Annotated in this window: 15 protein-coding genes; 5 read left to right on the top strand and 10 right to left on the bottom strand. The window is 72.6% G+C overall.

Annotation, left to right across the window (positions count from 1 at the left end; all coding sequences use genetic code 11):
• Positions 1 to 12: 12 nt before the first annotated feature.
• Positions 13 to 555, top strand: a complete 543-nt coding sequence (locus tag WME85_RS26875) for a hypothetical protein (protein WP_437301885.1) — start codon at positions 13 to 15, stop codon at positions 553 to 555.
• 11 nt (positions 556 to 566) lie between these two features.
• Positions 567 to 2,234, top strand: coding sequence for a putative metal-binding motif-containing protein (locus WME85_RS26870; protein WP_437825210.1), 1,668 nt, complete (start codon positions 567 to 569; stop codon positions 2,232 to 2,234).
• An 89-nt stretch (positions 2,235 to 2,323) separates the two neighbouring features.
• On the opposite strand, the gene WME85_RS26865 is transcribed toward WME85_RS26870, so the two are convergent.
• The 8 genes from WME85_RS26865 to truD all read right to left on the bottom strand — a co-directional run bounded on the left by WME85_RS26865 (position 2,324) and on the right by truD (position 10,000).
• Complete coding sequence (locus tag WME85_RS26865) at positions 2,324 to 3,307, bottom strand: hydroxymethylglutaryl-CoA lyase (protein ID WP_437301883.1); 984 nt, start codon at positions 3,305 to 3,307, stop codon at positions 2,324 to 2,326.
• A gap of 32 nt (positions 3,308 to 3,339) precedes the next feature.
• Positions 3,340 to 4,779: an amidophosphoribosyltransferase gene (gene purF / locus WME85_RS26860; protein WP_437825209.1), complete on the bottom strand. Its 1,440-nt coding sequence runs from the start codon at positions 4,777 to 4,779 to the stop codon at positions 3,340 to 3,342.
• Between the two features lie 262 nt (positions 4,780 to 5,041).
• Entirely contained in the window at positions 5,042 to 5,737 is a 696-nt protein-coding gene (locus WME85_RS26855) for a hypothetical protein (RefSeq protein WP_437825208.1), read from the bottom strand.
• A gap of 120 nt (positions 5,738 to 5,857) precedes the next feature.
• Positions 5,858 to 6,331: a cyclic nucleotide-binding domain-containing protein gene (locus tag WME85_RS26850; protein ID WP_012236950.1), complete on the bottom strand. Its 474-nt coding sequence runs from the start codon at positions 6,329 to 6,331 to the stop codon at positions 5,858 to 5,860.
• Positions 6,332 to 6,401: 70 nt separating this feature from the next.
• Positions 6,402 to 7,418 carry an energy transducer TonB gene (locus WME85_RS26845; RefSeq protein WP_437825207.1) on the bottom strand — a complete coding sequence of 339 codons (1,017 nt, stop codon included), beginning with the start codon at positions 7,416 to 7,418 and terminating at the stop codon, positions 6,402 to 6,404.
• Between the two features lie 19 nt (positions 7,419 to 7,437).
• Positions 7,438 to 7,941, bottom strand: coding sequence for an ExbD/TolR family protein (locus WME85_RS26840; protein ID WP_437301879.1), 504 nt, complete (start codon positions 7,939 to 7,941; stop codon positions 7,438 to 7,440).
• On the bottom strand, positions 7,941 to 8,705 hold the full coding sequence (locus WME85_RS26835; RefSeq protein WP_437825206.1) for a MotA/TolQ/ExbB proton channel family protein: 765 nt from the start codon (positions 8,703 to 8,705) through the stop codon (positions 7,941 to 7,943). Before WME85_RS26835 ends, WME85_RS26840 begins: the two co-directional genes overlap by 1 nt.
• 59 nt (positions 8,706 to 8,764) lie before the next feature.
• Complete coding sequence (gene truD, locus WME85_RS26830; protein ID WP_437825205.1) at positions 8,765 to 10,000, bottom strand: tRNA pseudouridine(13) synthase TruD; 1,236 nt, start codon at positions 9,998 to 10,000, stop codon at positions 8,765 to 8,767.
• A gap of 129 nt (positions 10,001 to 10,129) precedes the next feature.
• Here truD and WME85_RS26825 point away from each other — a divergent pair, with 129 nt between their 5' ends.
• A complete protein-coding gene (locus tag WME85_RS26825; RefSeq protein ID WP_437825204.1) occupies positions 10,130 to 10,918 on the top strand; it encodes an SUMF1/EgtB/PvdO family nonheme iron enzyme in 789 nt (262 codons plus the stop codon).
• Between the two features lie 54 nt (positions 10,919 to 10,972).
• Here the strand turns inward: WME85_RS26825 and WME85_RS26820 are convergent, their stop codons facing one another.
• On the bottom strand, positions 10,973 to 11,311 hold the full coding sequence (locus WME85_RS26820) for a hypothetical protein (protein WP_437825203.1): 339 nt from the start codon (positions 11,309 to 11,311) through the stop codon (positions 10,973 to 10,975).
• A gap of 54 nt (positions 11,312 to 11,365) precedes the next feature.
• Positions 11,366 to 12,925: an HAD-IG family 5'-nucleotidase gene (locus WME85_RS26815; RefSeq protein ID WP_437825201.1), complete on the bottom strand. Its 1,560-nt coding sequence runs from the start codon at positions 12,923 to 12,925 to the stop codon at positions 11,366 to 11,368.
• Positions 12,926 to 13,237: 312 nt separating this feature from the next.
• Between WME85_RS26815 and WME85_RS26810 the strand changes: the two genes are divergently transcribed.
• A complete protein-coding gene (locus tag WME85_RS26810; RefSeq protein ID WP_437825200.1) occupies positions 13,238 to 14,131 on the top strand; it encodes a ferritin-like domain-containing protein in 894 nt (297 codons plus the stop codon).
• Between the two features lie 127 nt (positions 14,132 to 14,258).
• Positions 14,259 to 16,484: a response regulator gene (locus tag WME85_RS26805; protein WP_437825199.1), complete on the top strand. Its 2,226-nt coding sequence runs from the start codon at positions 14,259 to 14,261 to the stop codon at positions 16,482 to 16,484.
• Positions 16,485 to 16,522: the final 38 nt, after the last annotated feature.

The raw sequence follows: 16,522 nt of genomic DNA, 5'->3' as shown, positions 1-16,522 counted from the left end.
TAGCATGGCGCCATGCGACGGCGCTTCTCGCTCTTCCTGACACTTCTCTGCGCACCGCTCCCCGGGCTGGGTCTGGCGGTCGGTTGCGGCCATACAGTCATCGTGGACGAACCGTCTGCAGGTGGAGGGGGCGGCGAGGCCGGCGCGCCTCCCGTCCCCAACGGCGAGGGAGGCGCTGACGCGGGAAGGGACCCGCTCGACGAGTACGTCGATCCCGGCTGCCCCGACGTGGAGCCGATCACCGACTTCCAGTGCGATCCCTACGATCAGTCGAGCGGCTTTTGCGCGCCCGGCGAGGGGTGCTTCATCTTCGTGCAGTATCCGAGTGAGCCGTGCGGGCAGGAGATCTACGGCGCCTTCTGCGCGCCGGCCGGCCCCGGGGGGCAGGGCGATCCGTGCAGCGGCGGCGGCGAGTGCGGCGCCGGGTTCGCCTGCGTCGTGACCGGGTCGGGCACGCAGTGCGTCGAGCTCTGCGAGCTCAGCGGAGACGACCATTGCAGTCCGGGGCTCGTGTGCGAGCCGATCGACGTGGCGGGGATCGGCGGATGCTTGTGACGAGGAGCTCGGTGGATCAGCGCGCTCGGCGCGCGCATCGAACGACGGCCCTGACCCTGGTCCTGCTCGGGGTCCCCCTCGGCGGCGCCGCGCTCTCGGGGGGGTGCGGCGCGCGGACCGGGCTGAACATCCCGCCGCCCGCGCCGGAGTGCATGGTCGACGCCGACTGCCCCGGCGCCGACAATCTTTGCAAGCCGGTGTTCTGCCAGCTCTTCGCGGCGGAGCAGCCCGACGGCGGCGCGGCGCCTCCCCCTGAGGGCGCGGCGGGCGGCGCGCCGCAGCGGCGCGGCGGGACGTGCGTCGAGCTCGTGCCCGTCGATTGCGACGACGGCGACCCCTGCACCCGCGACACCTGCGAGAGCGCGACAGGGACGTGCACCTACGGGCCGTCGACGCTCGACACCGACGGCGACGGCTTCCGCGCGTCGCTGCCCGGCACGGTCCCCGGCGAGCCGCTCGCGTGCGGCGACGACTGCGACGACGCGAGCGCCGCCGCCTTCCCCGGCGGGCGCGAGATCTGCGACGGCGTCGACAACGACTGCGACGGCACGGTCGACAACGGCGCGCGCTTCGTGCCGCTCGACGCGGACGCGACCCGCATCTCGGGCGACATCGCGCCGGCCGGCGCCGGCGGGCTCGCCTGGAGCGGGACGTCCTACGCGGCGCTCTACACGGGGACCACGCAGGGCTTCAACCTGTACCGATCGATGATCAGCGTGGAGGGCGAGCCGCTCGCGCCCGGCGAGGAGATCATCACGCCGAAGAACGGCGACGCCTCGGGCGGGCCCATCGTGTGGGTCGGCGACCGGTACGGCGCCGCGTGGCAGGACCGGCGCGACGGCGACTACGAGGTGTACTTCTCGCTGCTCGACGAGAACGGCCAGAAGGTGGAGGGCGGCGATCGGCGGCTCTCCGAGGCGTTCGGCTTCTCGGTCAACGTGGCGCTCACGTGGAACGGCTCGGAGTTCATCCCCGTCTGGCAGGACGAGCGCAACGGCCTCTTCGATCTGTTCGCCCAGCGCATCGACATCGACGGCAACCTGATCGGCGAGAACGTCCAGCTCACCGACTCGTCGAACGGCTTCGGCAACGAGGCGCCGGCCGCGGCCGCGGGCCAGAGCGGCATCGGCGTGGCCTGGTCGACGGGCGACGCGATCACGCACGTCATCCAGTTCCAGACGTTCTCCGCCGAGCTCGACCCGATCTCGCCGATCGTGCGGCTGACGGACGGCGAGACCGACGCTGTCTATCCGACGGTGGTCTGGAACCGCGATCGCTACGTGGTCGCGTGGTTCGACAAGTCGGCGAGCCCCAAGGCCATCTATGCGGCCACGATCTCGGAGGACGGCGAGCTCCTCACGCCGCCCACGGCCATCTCGAACCCTGGCCCGTTCCGCTCGCGGTACCCCTACCTGCGCGCGCTCGGCGACCGGGTGCTCGCGATCTACTCGGACGATCGCGATCAGAACGACGGCTACGAGCTCTACGCGGTCACCGTGAGCGCGGACCTCGTGCCGCTCAGCGACGAGCAGCGGCTCACCTTCGCGCCCCGCGACAGCATCAGCCCGATCGCGACGTTCGGGCCGGAGGGCGACGTCGGCATCCTCTTCCGCGACGATCGCGAGGGCGGCGAGCACCACGTCTTCTTCACCCGGCTCGGCTGCGTCGCGGGCAACTGACGGCCCCGCGGCCGAGCGCGAGGCCAGCCCGCGGGTCGACACGCCGCGCTCGGCCGCGGGGCTGGCCTCGCGCTCGGCCGCGGGCCGGCTCAGCTCCGGGTTGGCTGGCGCCGCACCCGGAAGGGGCCGGCGCGGTGGACCTTGCCCGGGAGCGGGCGGCCGATGACCTGCTCGGCGATGTTGCCCGCCTCGATGAGCTTGTCGAGATCGATGCCGGTCCGGACCCCCATCCCGTGGAGCATGAACACGAGGTCCTCGGTCGCCATGTTGCCTGCCGCACCGGGCGCGTAGGGACAGCCGCCCACGCCGGCCACGGACGCGTCGAAGTCGCGCACGCCGAGCTCCAGGCCGATCAGGATGTTGGCGAGCGCCGTGCCCCGCGTGTCGTGCAGGTGGAGCGCGAACCGCTCGGGCGGCATCGCATCGAGGAAGCGGCGCACGATGTCGTGCGTCTGCCGAGGGGTGCCGATGCCGATCGTGTCGCCGAGCGAGACCTGGTAGCACCCGAGCTCGATGAGCCGCTCCGCGATGCGCACCACGCGGGCGGGATCGACGTCGCCCTCGTAGGGGCAACCCCACACCGTCGACACGTAGGCGCGCACGGCGAGGCCCGCCTCGCGCGCCGGAGGGACGATCTCCGAGAACACGGAGAGCGTGTCGTCGATCGACTTGTTGATGTTGGCGCGGTTGTGCGCCTCGCTCGCGCTCAGGAAGACGGCGATCTCGCGCAGGCCCACCGCGAGCGCGCGCTCGAGGCCGCGCGCGTTGGGGCACAGGGCGCTGAAGGTCACGCCCTCCTCGGGCGCGAGCGTCCTCGCGAGCTCCTCGGCGTCGGAGAGCTGCGGGACCCACTTCGGCGAGACGAAGCTCGTGATCTCGATCCGCCGGAGGCCGGCGGCGACGAGCGCCGCGATGAGCCGCCGCTTGCCCTCGAGCGAGATCATCGCCGACTCGTTCTGGAGCCCGTCCCGGGGGCTCACCTCGTAGATCGAGACCTCGTCGGCGACGCGCGCGAAGAGGGGCGCGGCGGCGGCGCGGTCCGCGCTGGCGTGCTTGGCGGTGCCTTCGCTCATCGGCAGACCCTCGGCGTCAGAGCGAGGCAGCGTCAACCGCTCACCATCCGGAGCTGCCTGTTCGGCGCGGCCGGCGTGAAGGGGATCGGGTAGCTCCCCGAGAAGCAAGCGTGGCAATAGCTGTCCGCCGTCGGCCGCGGGATCGAGGCGTTGCCCTCGCGCACCTCGACCGACCGCACGCTCTCGACAAGGCCCTCCAGCGACAGGTAGCCCACGCTGTCGGCCGTCAGGTAGCTCGTGATCTCGTCCACGGAGTGGCTCGCGGCGATGAGCTCCGAGCGCGTCGGCGTGTCGACGCCGTAGTAGCAGGGCCAGCGCGTCGGCGGGCTCGAGATGCGGACGTGCACCTCGCGGGCGCCGGCGTCGCGGATCATCTTCACGATCTTCCGGCTCGTCGTGCCGCGGACGATCGAGTCGTCGACGACGACGACCCGCTTGCCCTCGATGACCGCCCGGTTCGGGTTGAGCTTGAGCCGGACGCCGAAGTGCCGGATCGACTGCTGCGGCTCGATGAACGTGCGGCCGACGTAGTGGCTGCGGATGAGCCCCATCTCGAACGGCGCGCGGGCGCGGTCGGCGAAGCCGATCGCCGCCGGCACGCCCGAGTCGGGCACGGGGATCACGACGAGGTCGTCGCCGGGCTCGACGGGCTGCTCGGCGGCCAGGCGCCGGCCGAACGCCTTGCGGACCTCGTAGACGCTCACGCCCTGGATCGTCGAGTCGGGGCGGGCGAAGTAGACGTGCTCGAAGATGCAGAGCTTGCGCTGCTCCGGCGCGAAGGGGAACTCGGAGCGGACCCCGTCCGCGCTGATGATCAGCATCTCGCCCGGGGCGACGTCGCGCACCTTGCGCGCACCGATGAGGTCGAACGCCGTCGACTCGCTCGCGACCACGTGAGCGACGCCGCTCCCGCTCGGCATCTCGCCGAGGCAGAGCGGCCGGATCGCGCGCGGATCGCGCACGGCGATGATCTCGCGCTCCGTCAAGAACAGCAGCGAGTAGGCGCCCTCCACCTGCTTCAGCGCCTCGGCGATGCGATCGCGGAGCTCTTCCTTCCTGCTCATCGCGATGAGGTGGACGATCGACTCGGTGTCGCTCGCGGTCTGGTAGATCGAGCCGCGCGCCTCGAGCTGATCGCGCAGGGCCTCGTGGTTCGTGAGGTTGCCGTTGTGCGCGACCGCGAGCGAGCCGCGCGCGTAGTCGACGCCGAGCGGCTGCGCGTTCTTCAGGTGCGAGCCGCCCGCCGTGGAGTAGCGCACGTGGCCGATCGCGCGATCACCGGGCAGCGTCGCGAGATCGGACGGAGAGAAGCCGGACTGCACCCGCCCCATGGCGCGGTGGCCGAAGAGGCGCTCCCCGTCGCTGCTGACGATACCGGCAGATTCCTGCCCTCGATGCTGGAGCGCGTGCAACCCGAGGTAGGCCATGTTGGCCGCCTCGGGGTGGCCAAAGATTCCGAACACACCGCACATGCCGCCTATCTAGTACGAAAACGGGGCATGACCCACCGTCATGGCGATCTCTCGTCAATGATGAGGCGGCCGAGCGCCGGCGCGGGCGGGAGGTGGACGCCGGTGCGACGTCGGAGCGCGGGGCAGACCTCCAGGGCAGCTCCGCCAATAATGTGAGATAATTAACGAATAACGGGCGGGCGAGGCGCTCTGCGCTCGCCGGAGCCCGGGAGTTCGCGCTGCTGGATGACGAACGCGAGCGAGGCGGCCCGGGATAGTCCCGCTATTCCGGGATATTCCAGAGCTTCTCGATGATCTTGGTTTCCATGGCGTCGCCGTGGCACGTGCCGCACTCCATGTCCTCCTTGTTCGCCCGCGCGAGCTTGTTCTGGTACTCCTCCTCCATGAACGCCTGCAGGGCCTTCTTGTCCTTGCGGTTCAGGACGTGCTCGTTCCCTGCGTGGCAGCTGTCGCAGAAGAGCGTGCCGCCGCTCTCGCTGCGGAGCGGCACCACGAAGTGACGCCACATCTCGCGCGCGACCTTCATGTCGCGCGTCTCTTTCTTGAAGTCGCCCTCGGCGTGGCAGCCCTGGCAGGTGTCGTAGCCGAGCGCCTTCTGGAGCAGCGGCATCACCTTCTTCTTCTGCGCCGACGGGAGCTTCTCGAGCTCGGGGATCTTCTTGAGGTTGATCCCGATCTTCTTCAGATCGGCCTCGAACTTGGTCGCCTGGAGCGGCGTCGACTTGGCGGGCGCCTCGTCCTTGTCACCCTCGTCGGCCTCCGCGTCCTTGTCCGCGGTCTTGTCCGACTTCGCCGGCTTCGCGCTCTCCGAACCGGCCGTCGCGCTTTCGTCGCCCGGGCTCGACTCGCCGTCGAAGTCGTCCTTGTCGGCCGCCGTCTCGGGCGGCGGCGTGGCGGATCCACATGCTCCTGCGAAGGCGCCCATCAAGAGCGCGAGGGCGAGCGCTGCGTGCTTCATCCTGGCTGCCATAGTCCTCCAAAGGATCGTCGATGCGTGAGCAGACCGTCGCGCCCCGTGCACAGGGCCGCGCCGCCTGGGGCGCGCCCACCACGGTCGCCGGGCGATCGGGCCCGCACTTTACTCGAATTTGCCTGAGACAGAGAGGAACGTGAGCTTGTTGTTCGTCTCGCGGAGCCGCTGGACGAGCATCCGGACGACGTTCCAGAGGACCTCGTACGCGAGCTCCTTGTGCAGGAAGAGCAGGTCCTCGAACGCGTCCTTCGACACGGTGAGCAGCCGGCACCGCTCGTGGACGCGCGCGTCGGCGGAGCGGGGAGCCTCGTCGAGCAGCGCCATCTCGCCGAACACCGCGCCGGGGCCGAGCACCGCGAGCGCCTCCTCGCCGATGCCGGCGATCTCGCGGCTGATCCGGACCTTGCCTTCGAGCAGGATGTAGAGCTTGTCGCCCGGATCCCCGTGCTGGAAGATCTTGGTGCCGAGGGCGTGCGTCTCCTCGCTCGCGACGCGCGAGATGAGCTCGAGCGCGGCCGGGGTGAGGCCCTTGAACAGGGGGACCTTCGAGAGCTGCTCGATCCGTTCGGGGACGATCACAAGCTGCCGCGGAGAATAGCCGAGGCGCCGGCCGCGGAGCGAATTTTAAGGGAGCTCTCGCGACGCGAACCTAGCGCGTGAAGTTCACCGTGAGGGGCGGCGTCGTGCCGGTGATCGGGGAGCCCGCGCGATCCTTCTGGGGCGTGTAGCGTCGGCTGAGCGCGCACATGCGCGCAGCGCGGCCGAAACCGTGTCCGGGATCACTGACGACCTTGACCGACAGCGGGCTGCCGTCGGGGCGCACGGTGATCATGAGGACGACCTTCGCCTGGTCGATCTGGTCGACGTCGGACTCCGGCGGGAAAGGGCAGTTCCACTGGCTGCTGCCGACCAGGCCGGCCGGGGCCGAGCGGTCCGGCCCCGCGGGGACCGGCGGCGGGACCGGGTCGCCCGTGCCCTTGCCCCCGACGACGCCCCCGACCTTCGCGTTCGGGTTGAACGTGGGGGCCTTCGCCGTGCCCGCGCCGGCGACCTGGCCGTACCCGACGCCCTGCCCCTCGCCGCTCGCGATGCCGCGATCGGTCATGTCGAGGACCTCCTCGGGATCCGGCTCGCGCGTGAGGACCTTCGCCGCCTCGGCGGCGGCGGGGGGCGGCTCGTACGGGTCGTCCTTGGGCGGCGGCGTGTTCGCCTGGGGAGGCGGCGCGACCTTGGGGACGGGCTCGGGCTCGGGCGCCGGCGGCTCGGGCTCCGGCGGCTTGGGCTCCTCGACCTTCGGCGGCGTGACGTCGACCTCGTACATCGCCCAGAGGTAGTCGTGGATGCCGACGCGCATCTCCTCGACCATCTGCCGCATGTCGTGCAGCGAGCCCGAGACGATGGCCCTGGCCGAGGCCGCGCTGTGGCTGGTGAGCGCCAGCGTCACCCCGAGGAAGGCGCCGACCCGCGACGCGCGGTCGCCGAGCGTCAGCACCGCGGCGAGCGGATCCGCGGCGCGACGCCGGTCCCCGGCGCGGCCCGCGGCCGGGGCGGCGAGTGATGGCGGGGGCTCCGGGGCTCCCCCAGGGTCAGCGCCGCCGCGCCCGTCTCGGCGGCGGCGCCCGTCGTGGATCGCCCCCGCGGCGCGATCGCTCGTGGCCTGGCTCATAAGCTCTCGCTCGGCGCGCTCAGGGCGCGGGGCTCGGTGTTGCCGGCGCGGGCGCGGCCGGGGGAGGCGCGGCCGGGGCGCCCGGCGCGGCGCCCGGGGCGGCGCCGGGCTCGGGCGCGATCGGCGTCACGCCGAACGCGATCTTGGAGACGCCCGCCTGCTTCAGCAGATCGAGCGCGCGGATCACCCGCCCGTGCGGGACCGTCGTGTCGGCGCGGATCACGGCGCGGAGCTCCGGGTTCTTCGCCTGGGCCTCGCGCGCGATGGGCAGGATGGCGTCCTCGCCCGCGAGCTTCTTGCCGTCGGCGAACGTGTCGCCGTTCGCGTGCAGCTCGAGCCCGAAGATGAGCTGCACCTCTTGCCCCTGCGCCGCCTTCGGCAGGTCGAGGGGGAGCGACTGCGAGACGATGATCTTCGCGGTCACCATGAAGATGATGAGGAGCACGAGGGTGATGTCGACGAGCGGCGTCACGTTGATGCCGCTGATCATCTCGTCGTCGTCGTTGCGGCTCGTGGCGGCCATCAGCGCTCCTCCTCGCCCGCGCCGCCCTTCTTGTGCTCCTCCTGCCGCGCCGCCCTCGCGACCTTGGCGCGCGGCTCGGCGGCGACGGCGGGCGCCGCCCCGGCGAACGCCGGGTCGATCTTGAGGTGCGCGAGCAGGACCCGCGTCAGCGCCTCGGTGTTGGCCAGCGTCGACTTGATCATGCGCTGGAAGAAGTTGTTCGCCGCGACCGCCGGGATGGCGACCGCGAGGCCGACGGCGGTCGCGACGAGCGCCTCGGCGATGCTCGACATGACCGCCTGCGGCGCCATGGCCTGCGACGTGGCCTGCGCGACCGGCGTCTTCGCCGCCTGGCCGAGCGCGTCGAAGGCGCCGACGACGCCGATGACGGTGCCGAACAGCCCGATGAACGGCGCGTTGTTGCCCAGCGTGCCCAGGTAGGCGAGGCGCCGCTCCAGCTTCATGCGCTGGAGCGCCGCGGCGCCGGCCATGGCCTCCTCGGCCGCCTCGGGCCCCTGGTGCGCCACCGCGAGCCCGGCCGAGACGACCGCGGCCTCGGCGGAGGGCGAGGCCTCCATCCGCCGCCGCGCCGCCTCGATCGAGTCGTCGAGCGACGTCCGGAGATCCCGCGCGAGGACGGCGAGATCGTCGCGGAGTGACCAGAAGAACCAGGCGCGCTCCAGGATGATCGCGACCGAGATGACGCTGAGGCCGATCATCAGCCACATGACCCAGGCGGCCCCGAATCCGACCATGATGCGCTGAAGCCACTCGACGAGGTTCATCTTCTTCCTTGGTGCCTTTCCCGATGGTGTGGTGGGTGGGAGCCGCGCTTCGAGAGGTCCTACGGGTCGGCGCCGGGCTGCCCTTCCTCGACTGCGTCGTCCTCCTCCGGAGCGGGGGCGCCGGCCGCCCCCGGCCTGCTGATGGAGGGCGGGGGAGCGGAGGCGTCGACGAGCCGGAAGGCTCGCCCAAGGACGGTCGTCGCGTAGCCGCCCTTCGGTAGCACAAACGAGACGACGATTCCTTGCCCTGCGCCCGGATCGACCGCCGCGCGCGGCGCCCCCGAGATCGCCGCGGCCTCCTCGGCGCCCGGCCCCGCGGCGGACACCTGGAGGTCGTCGACCTCCAGCCGGAGCGGGCGCCGCGTGCCTTCGCCGGCGTGGGCGAACGCGTCGAGCCTGCGGGGATCGCCGATCGCCGCCGTGAGCACCTCGCGCTCCAGCGCGAAGGGAGCGCCCTCGGGCCAGCGCATCTTGCGGCCGAACATCGGACCTGTGGCCGAGATCGCAAGCGCGGCGGCGCGCGCCTCGGCGTCCGCGAGCTCCGGGCCCTCGAGCGGCACGAGGAACAGCCCGCCGCTGTCGCGCTTCTTGGCGAGATCGCCGGGGAGCACGGCGCTCCAGGTGCCGTCTGCCTCGCGGCGCGCGAGCACCTCGTTGAACCAGAGCGACTGCAGCGCCGAGAAGAGCAGCCGCTGCTCGCGCCTGTCGCGCGGCCCGCGCTCCCGGCCCGAGATCCACGCGAGCGCGCGGTCGGGGTTCTCGCCGTTCCGACCGAACCGCTGCGGCCCGAAGGCGTTCGGCACGCCGACGCGGCCGATCTCGGCGAGGCGGCGCTCGGCGAGCGGCAGCGCGGCGGGGTCGATGCCCCGGAGCGTGATCCGGAACCGGTTGCCGACGAGGTGCCCGGGCTTGAGCTTGTTGTCGTGGCGAGCGACGGCGAGGATCTCGATCCCCGGCAGCTCGGCCTGCGCGAGCAGGGGCGCGGGATCGCGCGCGAGCGGGAGCTGGATCGAGGCGGTCTGCGTCGTGATCGCGTGCCGGTCCTTCATGCCGGCGAAGCCGGTGCTGTTCGGGTCGGCCCCGAGCGCGAGCGCGAGGGCGCGCACCGCGTCGGGCGTCGTGCGCCCCGTCTTGCGGAAGGTCACGAACACGTGCTCGCCGCGGCCGCTCGGCGCGTAGGCGGGGAGCTCTTCGACGACGAAGTCCGCGGGCGAGCTCCGGAGCACGGCCGCGGGGAGGTCGCCGGGCGAGCCCGCGGCCGCGGGCGCCGCGACGGGCGGGGCGGTGGTTGCCATGGGAGCGGGAGGGTGACCGAAATCGCCCCGGCGTCCAGCGGCGAACGCGCGCGCGGCCCGCGGCGATTTGCCCGCATCGGCGGAGATCGGCTATGGGACACGGCCCGCCCGGGCCTCGGCCTCCCCGCGATGCGACCGCCTCACCCGCCTCACCCCCGCGCGCTCCGGACCCTGTCGCTCGCGCGCCCGACGGCCGCCGCCGCGGGCGTCGCGGCGCTCGGCCTCGCGGTCCTCGGGCTGCCGAGCCCCCGGCCGGCTGCCGCCGCGCGCAAGGGGTGCCCCGCGGGAATGGCCTCGGTCCGCGGGGAGTTCTGCGTCGATCGCTTCGAGGCGAGCACCGTCGAGCTGCTCCCCGACGGCGGCAAGCGCCGGCACTCGCCGTTCGAGCCGGTCGGCAAGCTGAAGGTGAAGGCGCTGAGCCGGCGCGGCGTGAAGCCGCAGGCGTACATCAGCCGGAACCAGGCCGAGGCGGCTTGCCAGAACGCCGGCAAGCGGCTCTGCACGGACGAGGAGTGGGTCACCGCCTGCAAGGGCAAGCGCGCCACGGTGTTCCCCTACGGGCGCGAGCGGGAGCGCGGGGCCTGCAACGACAGCGGCGTCTCGTCGTTCAACCGCTACTTCGGGCAGGGGGGCGAGGCCCCGCTGTCGGCGTTCACGTGGGCCAACATGAACGACGCCCGCCTGAACCAGCTGGAGGGCACGCTGGCGCCGACGGGCTCGTTCCGCCGCTGCAAGAGCAGCTTCGGCGTGCACGACATGGTCGGCAACCTCCACGAGTGGACGAGCGCGGCGCGCGGGACCTTCCGCGGCGGCTACTACCTCGACAGCGCCCGGCACGGCGACGGCTGCGACTACAAGACCACCGCGCACTCGACCGGGTACCACGACTACTCGACCGGCTTCCGCTGCTGCAAGTGACGTGGTCGCGCCTCGCGCGGGCAGCGCTCGGCGCCGGGGCGCGCGGCGCGGCGGCTACCTGGGGCCGGAGAACCCGCCGACGCCGCCGCCGCCGGGCACGGGCGTGGGCCTCGGCGGCTTCGTCTGCGGCACGGTCGCGCACGGCTCGTCGCCGGTGTCGATCGTGGTGACGTCGTAGCAGCAGAGCTCGCCGTCGAAGTCCCCCTCGCTGTCGATGGACTCGATCGCGCTCAGGCAGCCAGGGTTGTCGAAGAACACGCGCGCCTCCTCGCTGGAGGGGCACGCGCCTTCGAGCTCGGTCCATTGAAAGCAGGCCCGCTTGCTGCAGCCCGAGGAGAGGAGGGCCGGAGCGGCGAGCGCGAGGACCAGCGGGCGGAGGTGGGCGATGCTCATGTCGATCTCCTGAAGCGGCGCCCGCGCGCTGGCGCGGGGCAGGGGCCCTGACGATCAGAGCTCGTGCGGCATCAGGTCGCGCGGGCTCCGGAAGTACTGCAGCGGAGAGTAGGCGAGCAGGTTGGAGACGCGCGAGGTGTAGATGCAGGCGTACTCCTCGACCTGATCGCCGAAGCTCGACGTCTCGTTCGCCTCCTTGAGCAGCGAGCCCCAGTAAGGGTGGAAGCGGCGGGCGATCTCGCGCTCCAGCTTGCCGACCTCGGCGTCGACGGCCCGGAGCTGGCCGCGGATGCGCTCCACCGCGCGCTTCGTCCGGCCCCGCTCGGCCTCGTAGAACGACGTCGCGTAGTCGATCTGGACCGGGCCGCCGTTCGCCTCCGCGAGCAGCGGGGCGCCGCCCCCGTTGGCGGCGCCGTTCTTCCTGTGCTGCTCCTCCTCGATCTTGCGGGTGAGGTCCTTGTAGCGCTGCTGGTAGAAGCGGAGCTGGTCCTCGAGCTCCTCGCGGCGCCCCTCGAGCATCGCGCTCTCCATGTGCTCGCGGCGGCACGACTCGTGGGCGGCGACCTCCGCCTCCATCTCCTGGATGATCATCGCCGTGCGCCACGCGCTCTCCTTCTTGGAGCGGAGGATGTCGCCGTAGATGTGATCGCCCACGTAGAGGACCCGGTCGCCGGAGATGTTCAGGAACTTCTCGAAGTCGAGCAGGTTGCCCCCCTCGTAGATGGCGCCGCGCTCGAGCGGCGCCGTGGCGGGGCGGGTCTCGGCGCCGTCGCGGATGAGGAGCGGCCGGCGCTCCTGGAAGAACGCCGGCTTCTGCGCGGCGACGACGATGACGTCGAAGTAGTGCCGGAAGCTCGGGTACTCGGGCATCGCGTCCCCGAGCAGGTACGTCATCATCTTCTCGGTGAACGGCCAGCGCGAGTTCGTGAGCAGGAACAGCTTCTTGCCCGCGGAGCGGAACTTGTGGAGCGTCTGCGCCAGGTTGGGGTCGCGCTGCACGAAGCGCGGCAGGTCCGAGAGGACGACGTCGAGGATGGTGCCATCACGGTGGGCCTCGTCGATGCACTCCCGGATGTCGGTGAACAGCCGCGCGTAGTCGAGGGGGACGCCGCGCTCCTCAAGGGCGTCGACGATGCCGGCGTAGAGCGTGGCCTCGCTCAGCGCGTAGAGCGTGTCGATCCAGTGGTAACGGGCGGTGTTCGGCCGGATCTTGCGGTGCTGGTAGAGCGACCTGAGCTCTTCCTTCGTGAGCTCCCGGAGGCCGTGGTACCCGCGCTGGACCACCTTGAACCGGTCCATCTTGAGCACGTGGCCGAAGCGCTTGTCGATCAGCAAGCCACGGATGGGGAAGTGGATCGGGTAGCGGAGGCGCCGCAGGAGCTCCTCGGGGTAGCCGCGGGCGGCGAGCTTCGTGACGGTCCCCTGGATCGAGAGGTTGTCCATCTCGGTCTGGTTGTAGATCGCCAGGGTGTAATCCATGTCGAAGCCCACCCAGTCGATCCCCGCGAGCTTGAGGTTGCGGTTGACGAAGACGCGTCGGGTCCGCGGGATGCGCGTGGGCTCGGTCTGGGGATAGAGCCCTCCGAGAGGGAGCTCGAGCTGCTCGAAGAACACGGTGGGTCGACTATCGTATCCCAGCCGGGGGGGCGTACAAAGGGCGCCACCTCGACGAACGCGCGTCACCGCGCATGCCGCGGGCGGGCGCGGTGACGCGCTCCTGCCGCGGGCGGGCGCGGTGACGCGCTCCCGCCGTGCGCGGCGCGGAGAAACTGCGCTATCATGTGCTCGCGTGCGCTCCCGTGCCGTCTCGAGCGGTCGAGATCCGCATCCGTCAACGACGGGCACCCTTGTTCGATGCTCTTCGCAGCGCCCCAGCCGGTCTCCCGTAAATCCCCCGTCCAGCGCCCCACCTCGTGGTGGCTCAGCATGCTGCGCCGCCGCGCCGCGCGGATGTACGACGAACAGCTCGACCTCTCCCGGCCGATCCCGTGGGAGAGCGAGGAAGAGCGCCAGGCGGCGATCGCCTTCTTCAACGCCGCGTTCCGCGCCGAGGAGTCCGGCCTGACGCAGGCCCACGCCCTGGCGGACGAGGTGAGCGGCTGGGATCCGGAGCTCGGCGAGTGCCTGCGGCTCTACGGCGACGAGGAGGGGTGGCACCGCGAGCTGCTCACGAAGTTCCTCGCGCACCTCGGCGGCGAGGTCCGGCCCATGGGCCGCGTCACCGGCGCCTTCTATCGCCTGTACGGCCGCGCGAAGCGGGTCGAGACGATCGTGCTCACGAACCTCATGTTCGAGACGATCGGCTCGACGACGTACCGCCTCGCGCTGCGTGAGGCCCGGTACCCGGCCGTGCGGCAGATGCTCACGATCCTCACGCGGGACGAGTCGTTCCACGTCCCGCTCAACGTCCACTTCCTGCGCGAGGCGCTGAAGCGCAGCCCGCCCTCCATGCGCGCCAGGCTGCGCGCCATCCACACGGCGCTCTTCGCGGCGCTGCTCGCCTCCGCGGCCGCGAGCCGCCGGCGCGCGTTCGCCTTCGACAGGATCCCGTTCCGCGCGCTCGCGGGCGCCTACGCCGAGCACCTCGGGCGGCTGTTCGTCCACGAGCGCGACCTCGACTTCGCCCCGCCGGAGCTGCTCCTCCGGCTGTTCGGGCACAGCCGGCGCTCGCTGGCGATGTCCGAGGACCCCTCCGCCGTCAGCGTGCTCTCGGCGGAGGCCGCGGTCGACCGCGAGCGCGTCGTCGTGACGGCGCTCGGCGGCGGGCGCAGCGCTCGAGCATCTGCCGCCGCCCCGGACGCCGGCGCCGCCAGGCGGTGAGCCCGGCGCCGACCCGTCGTTCGAGCACCCACGTTAAATTTTTCTCCTGCACATTGTAAGGAGTACACTTGAAGCTCCGGCGTCATGGGCTCCAGCGGGGCGGGCGCCAGATCGTGTCGGGGCGTGGATGGCAGGTAAGGAGCAGCGCCGGAGCAGCCCAGAGAGCGGCTCCGGGACGAGGAGCAGCGAATCGGCGGAGCGCGCGCTCACACCAGAGGAGCGCGCTGCGCGCCCGGGGAGGCGCGCCGAGGACGAGGGCGACGCCGGCGTCCTCGCGCAGATGCGGCACGAGATCCGGACGCTGCTCAGCGGGATCATCGGCGTCAGCGGCCTGCTGCTCGACACCGAGCTCGACCCTGAGCAGCGCGCCTGGGCCCGGCGCGTCCGGACCAGCGGCGACACGGCGCTCTCGATGATCGACGACCTCATCGACCTCGTGCAGCCGGGCGGCCGCGCGCTCCCTGTCGCCCGCGTCGATTTCGACCTTCGCCGGGCCGTGGAGGACGCGGCGGAGGTGCTCGGCGATCGCGCGCACGACGACAGGACCGAGCTCGTGCTCGACATCGAGCCCGACGTGCCAGGCGCGGTGCGCGGCGACGCCGCGCGGCTGCAGCAGATCCTGCTGAGCGTCGGGACCTTCGCGATCCGCGCGGCGCCCCGCGGCGAGGTGCTGGTGCGCGCCGCGCTCGACGCGGGCGATGAAGGCGATGAGGGCGATGGGCCGGGCGCCCGCGTCGACAGTGAGGCGCCGGGGGCGCCTCGCGGCGCGGGCGTGCGGGTGCGCTTCGACGTGCGCTTCGCGGGCGGGGCAGGGCTCGACGCGTCTGTGAGGGAGCCGGGGGCAGGGGACACGCCGGGCGGGGGACCGAGGCCCGCGCCCGAGCTGGACGCGAGCGCGATGCCCGGGCTCGCTGTCGCGCGGCGCCTCGTCGGCGCGATGGGAGGCGAGCTCCGCGCCCCCGAGGAGCCCGGCGCGCGTCGCCGCCGGATCTCGGTCGTGCTGCCGTTCGAGCGGCGCGGGCGCGGCTCGGAGCGCGCGCCCATCCCGCGCATCGATCTGCCCGGCAAGCGGGTGCTCGTGGTCGACGACAGCGGCTCGGTGCGCCGGGTCGTGCGGCGGCTGGTCGAGGAGCTCGGCCTCGCGTGCAGCGCCTCGGCCAACGGCGCCGAGGCCCTCGCCGCGCTGCGCCAGGCGGCGGACGCCGGGGCGCCCTACGACATGGTGCTGATCGACCTCGAGCTCGCCGACCTCGACGGCCTGAGGCTGCTCCAGCGCATCAAGGCGGACGCCGCGATCGCGCCCGTGCGCAGCGTCCTCATGACGTACCCCGGCAGGGAAGCGCCGAGCCGCGCCGAGATCGACTCGGTCCTCATCAAGCCGATCCGGCGTGCGCAGCTGCACTCGAGCCTGCGGCTGCTCGTGGGGCTCCCCCCGGAGCACGTCGCCGCGGGGGCGCGCGCGCCCGCGCCGAGGTCGCGCCGGGGGCCGCCGTCGGCCGACGCGCGGAGCTCGCCGCGCCCCAGGGTCCTCGTGGTCGACGACGACCCGGTGAGCCAGAAGGTCGCGGCCTTCATGGTCGAGAAGCGCGGCTACCGCGTCGAGGTGGCGGGCAGCGGCCGCGCCGCCGCCGAGGCGGTGCGCCGCGGGGGCTACGCCGCGGTGCTGGTGGGCTGCCGCTCGCCGGGCCACGACGTCCGCGCGGCGGTCGCGGAGCTCCGCCGCGCCGAGCGCCCCGACCGGCGGACGCCGATCATCGCGATGGCGGAGGACGTGGTCCATTCCCGCCGCGACGCGCGCGAGCGGTGCCTCGCGGCGGGGATGGACGACGCCCTGGCGAAGCCGCTGAAGCAGGACGAGGTCGATCGCGTCCTCCGGACCTTCGGCGCGTCGTCGCGATCCGGGTCGTACGAGGCCGTGCCGCACGACGCCGCCCCGCCGAGCGTGGAGCTCGCCCCGCCGACCCTGGTCACGCCCTCGCCCCCGCCGGTCCAGCGGCGCGCGCAGCCCGCCGCTCCTGCGAGGCCGCGGGGCGGCCTGCGCGCGGTCGAGCCCGACGTCGTCGCCGAGGTGATCGAGCTCTTCCTGACGGAGGCCCCGACCCGGGTGGCCGCGATGCGCGAGGCCGCGGCGCGGGGCGCGCTCGGCGAGCTCGAGCGGCTCGCCTGGGCGCTCTACGAGAGCGCCGACAAGCTCGCGGCGCTCAACCTGAAGGAGCTCTGCGCGCGGCTCGACCGGGAGGCGCGCGCCGGGACGATCGAGAGCGCGACCGAGGCGGTGCAGGCGATCGCGCGCGAGGTGGAGCGCGTCCAGTCCTCGCTCGCCGCGGACCCCAAGCGGCGGGGGCCCCGGTAGCGGGCCGCGGAGGCGCCCGCCTGAACGTCACCGCGCGC

The organism is Sorangium sp. So ce1153, assembly GCF_051521595.1.
In the GTDB taxonomy this organism is placed as follows: domain Bacteria; phylum Myxococcota_A; class Polyangia; order Polyangiales; family Polyangiaceae; genus Sorangium.
The sequence above is the reverse complement of the archived record's forward strand: the minus strand, read 5'-3'. Positions and strand labels throughout refer to the sequence as shown.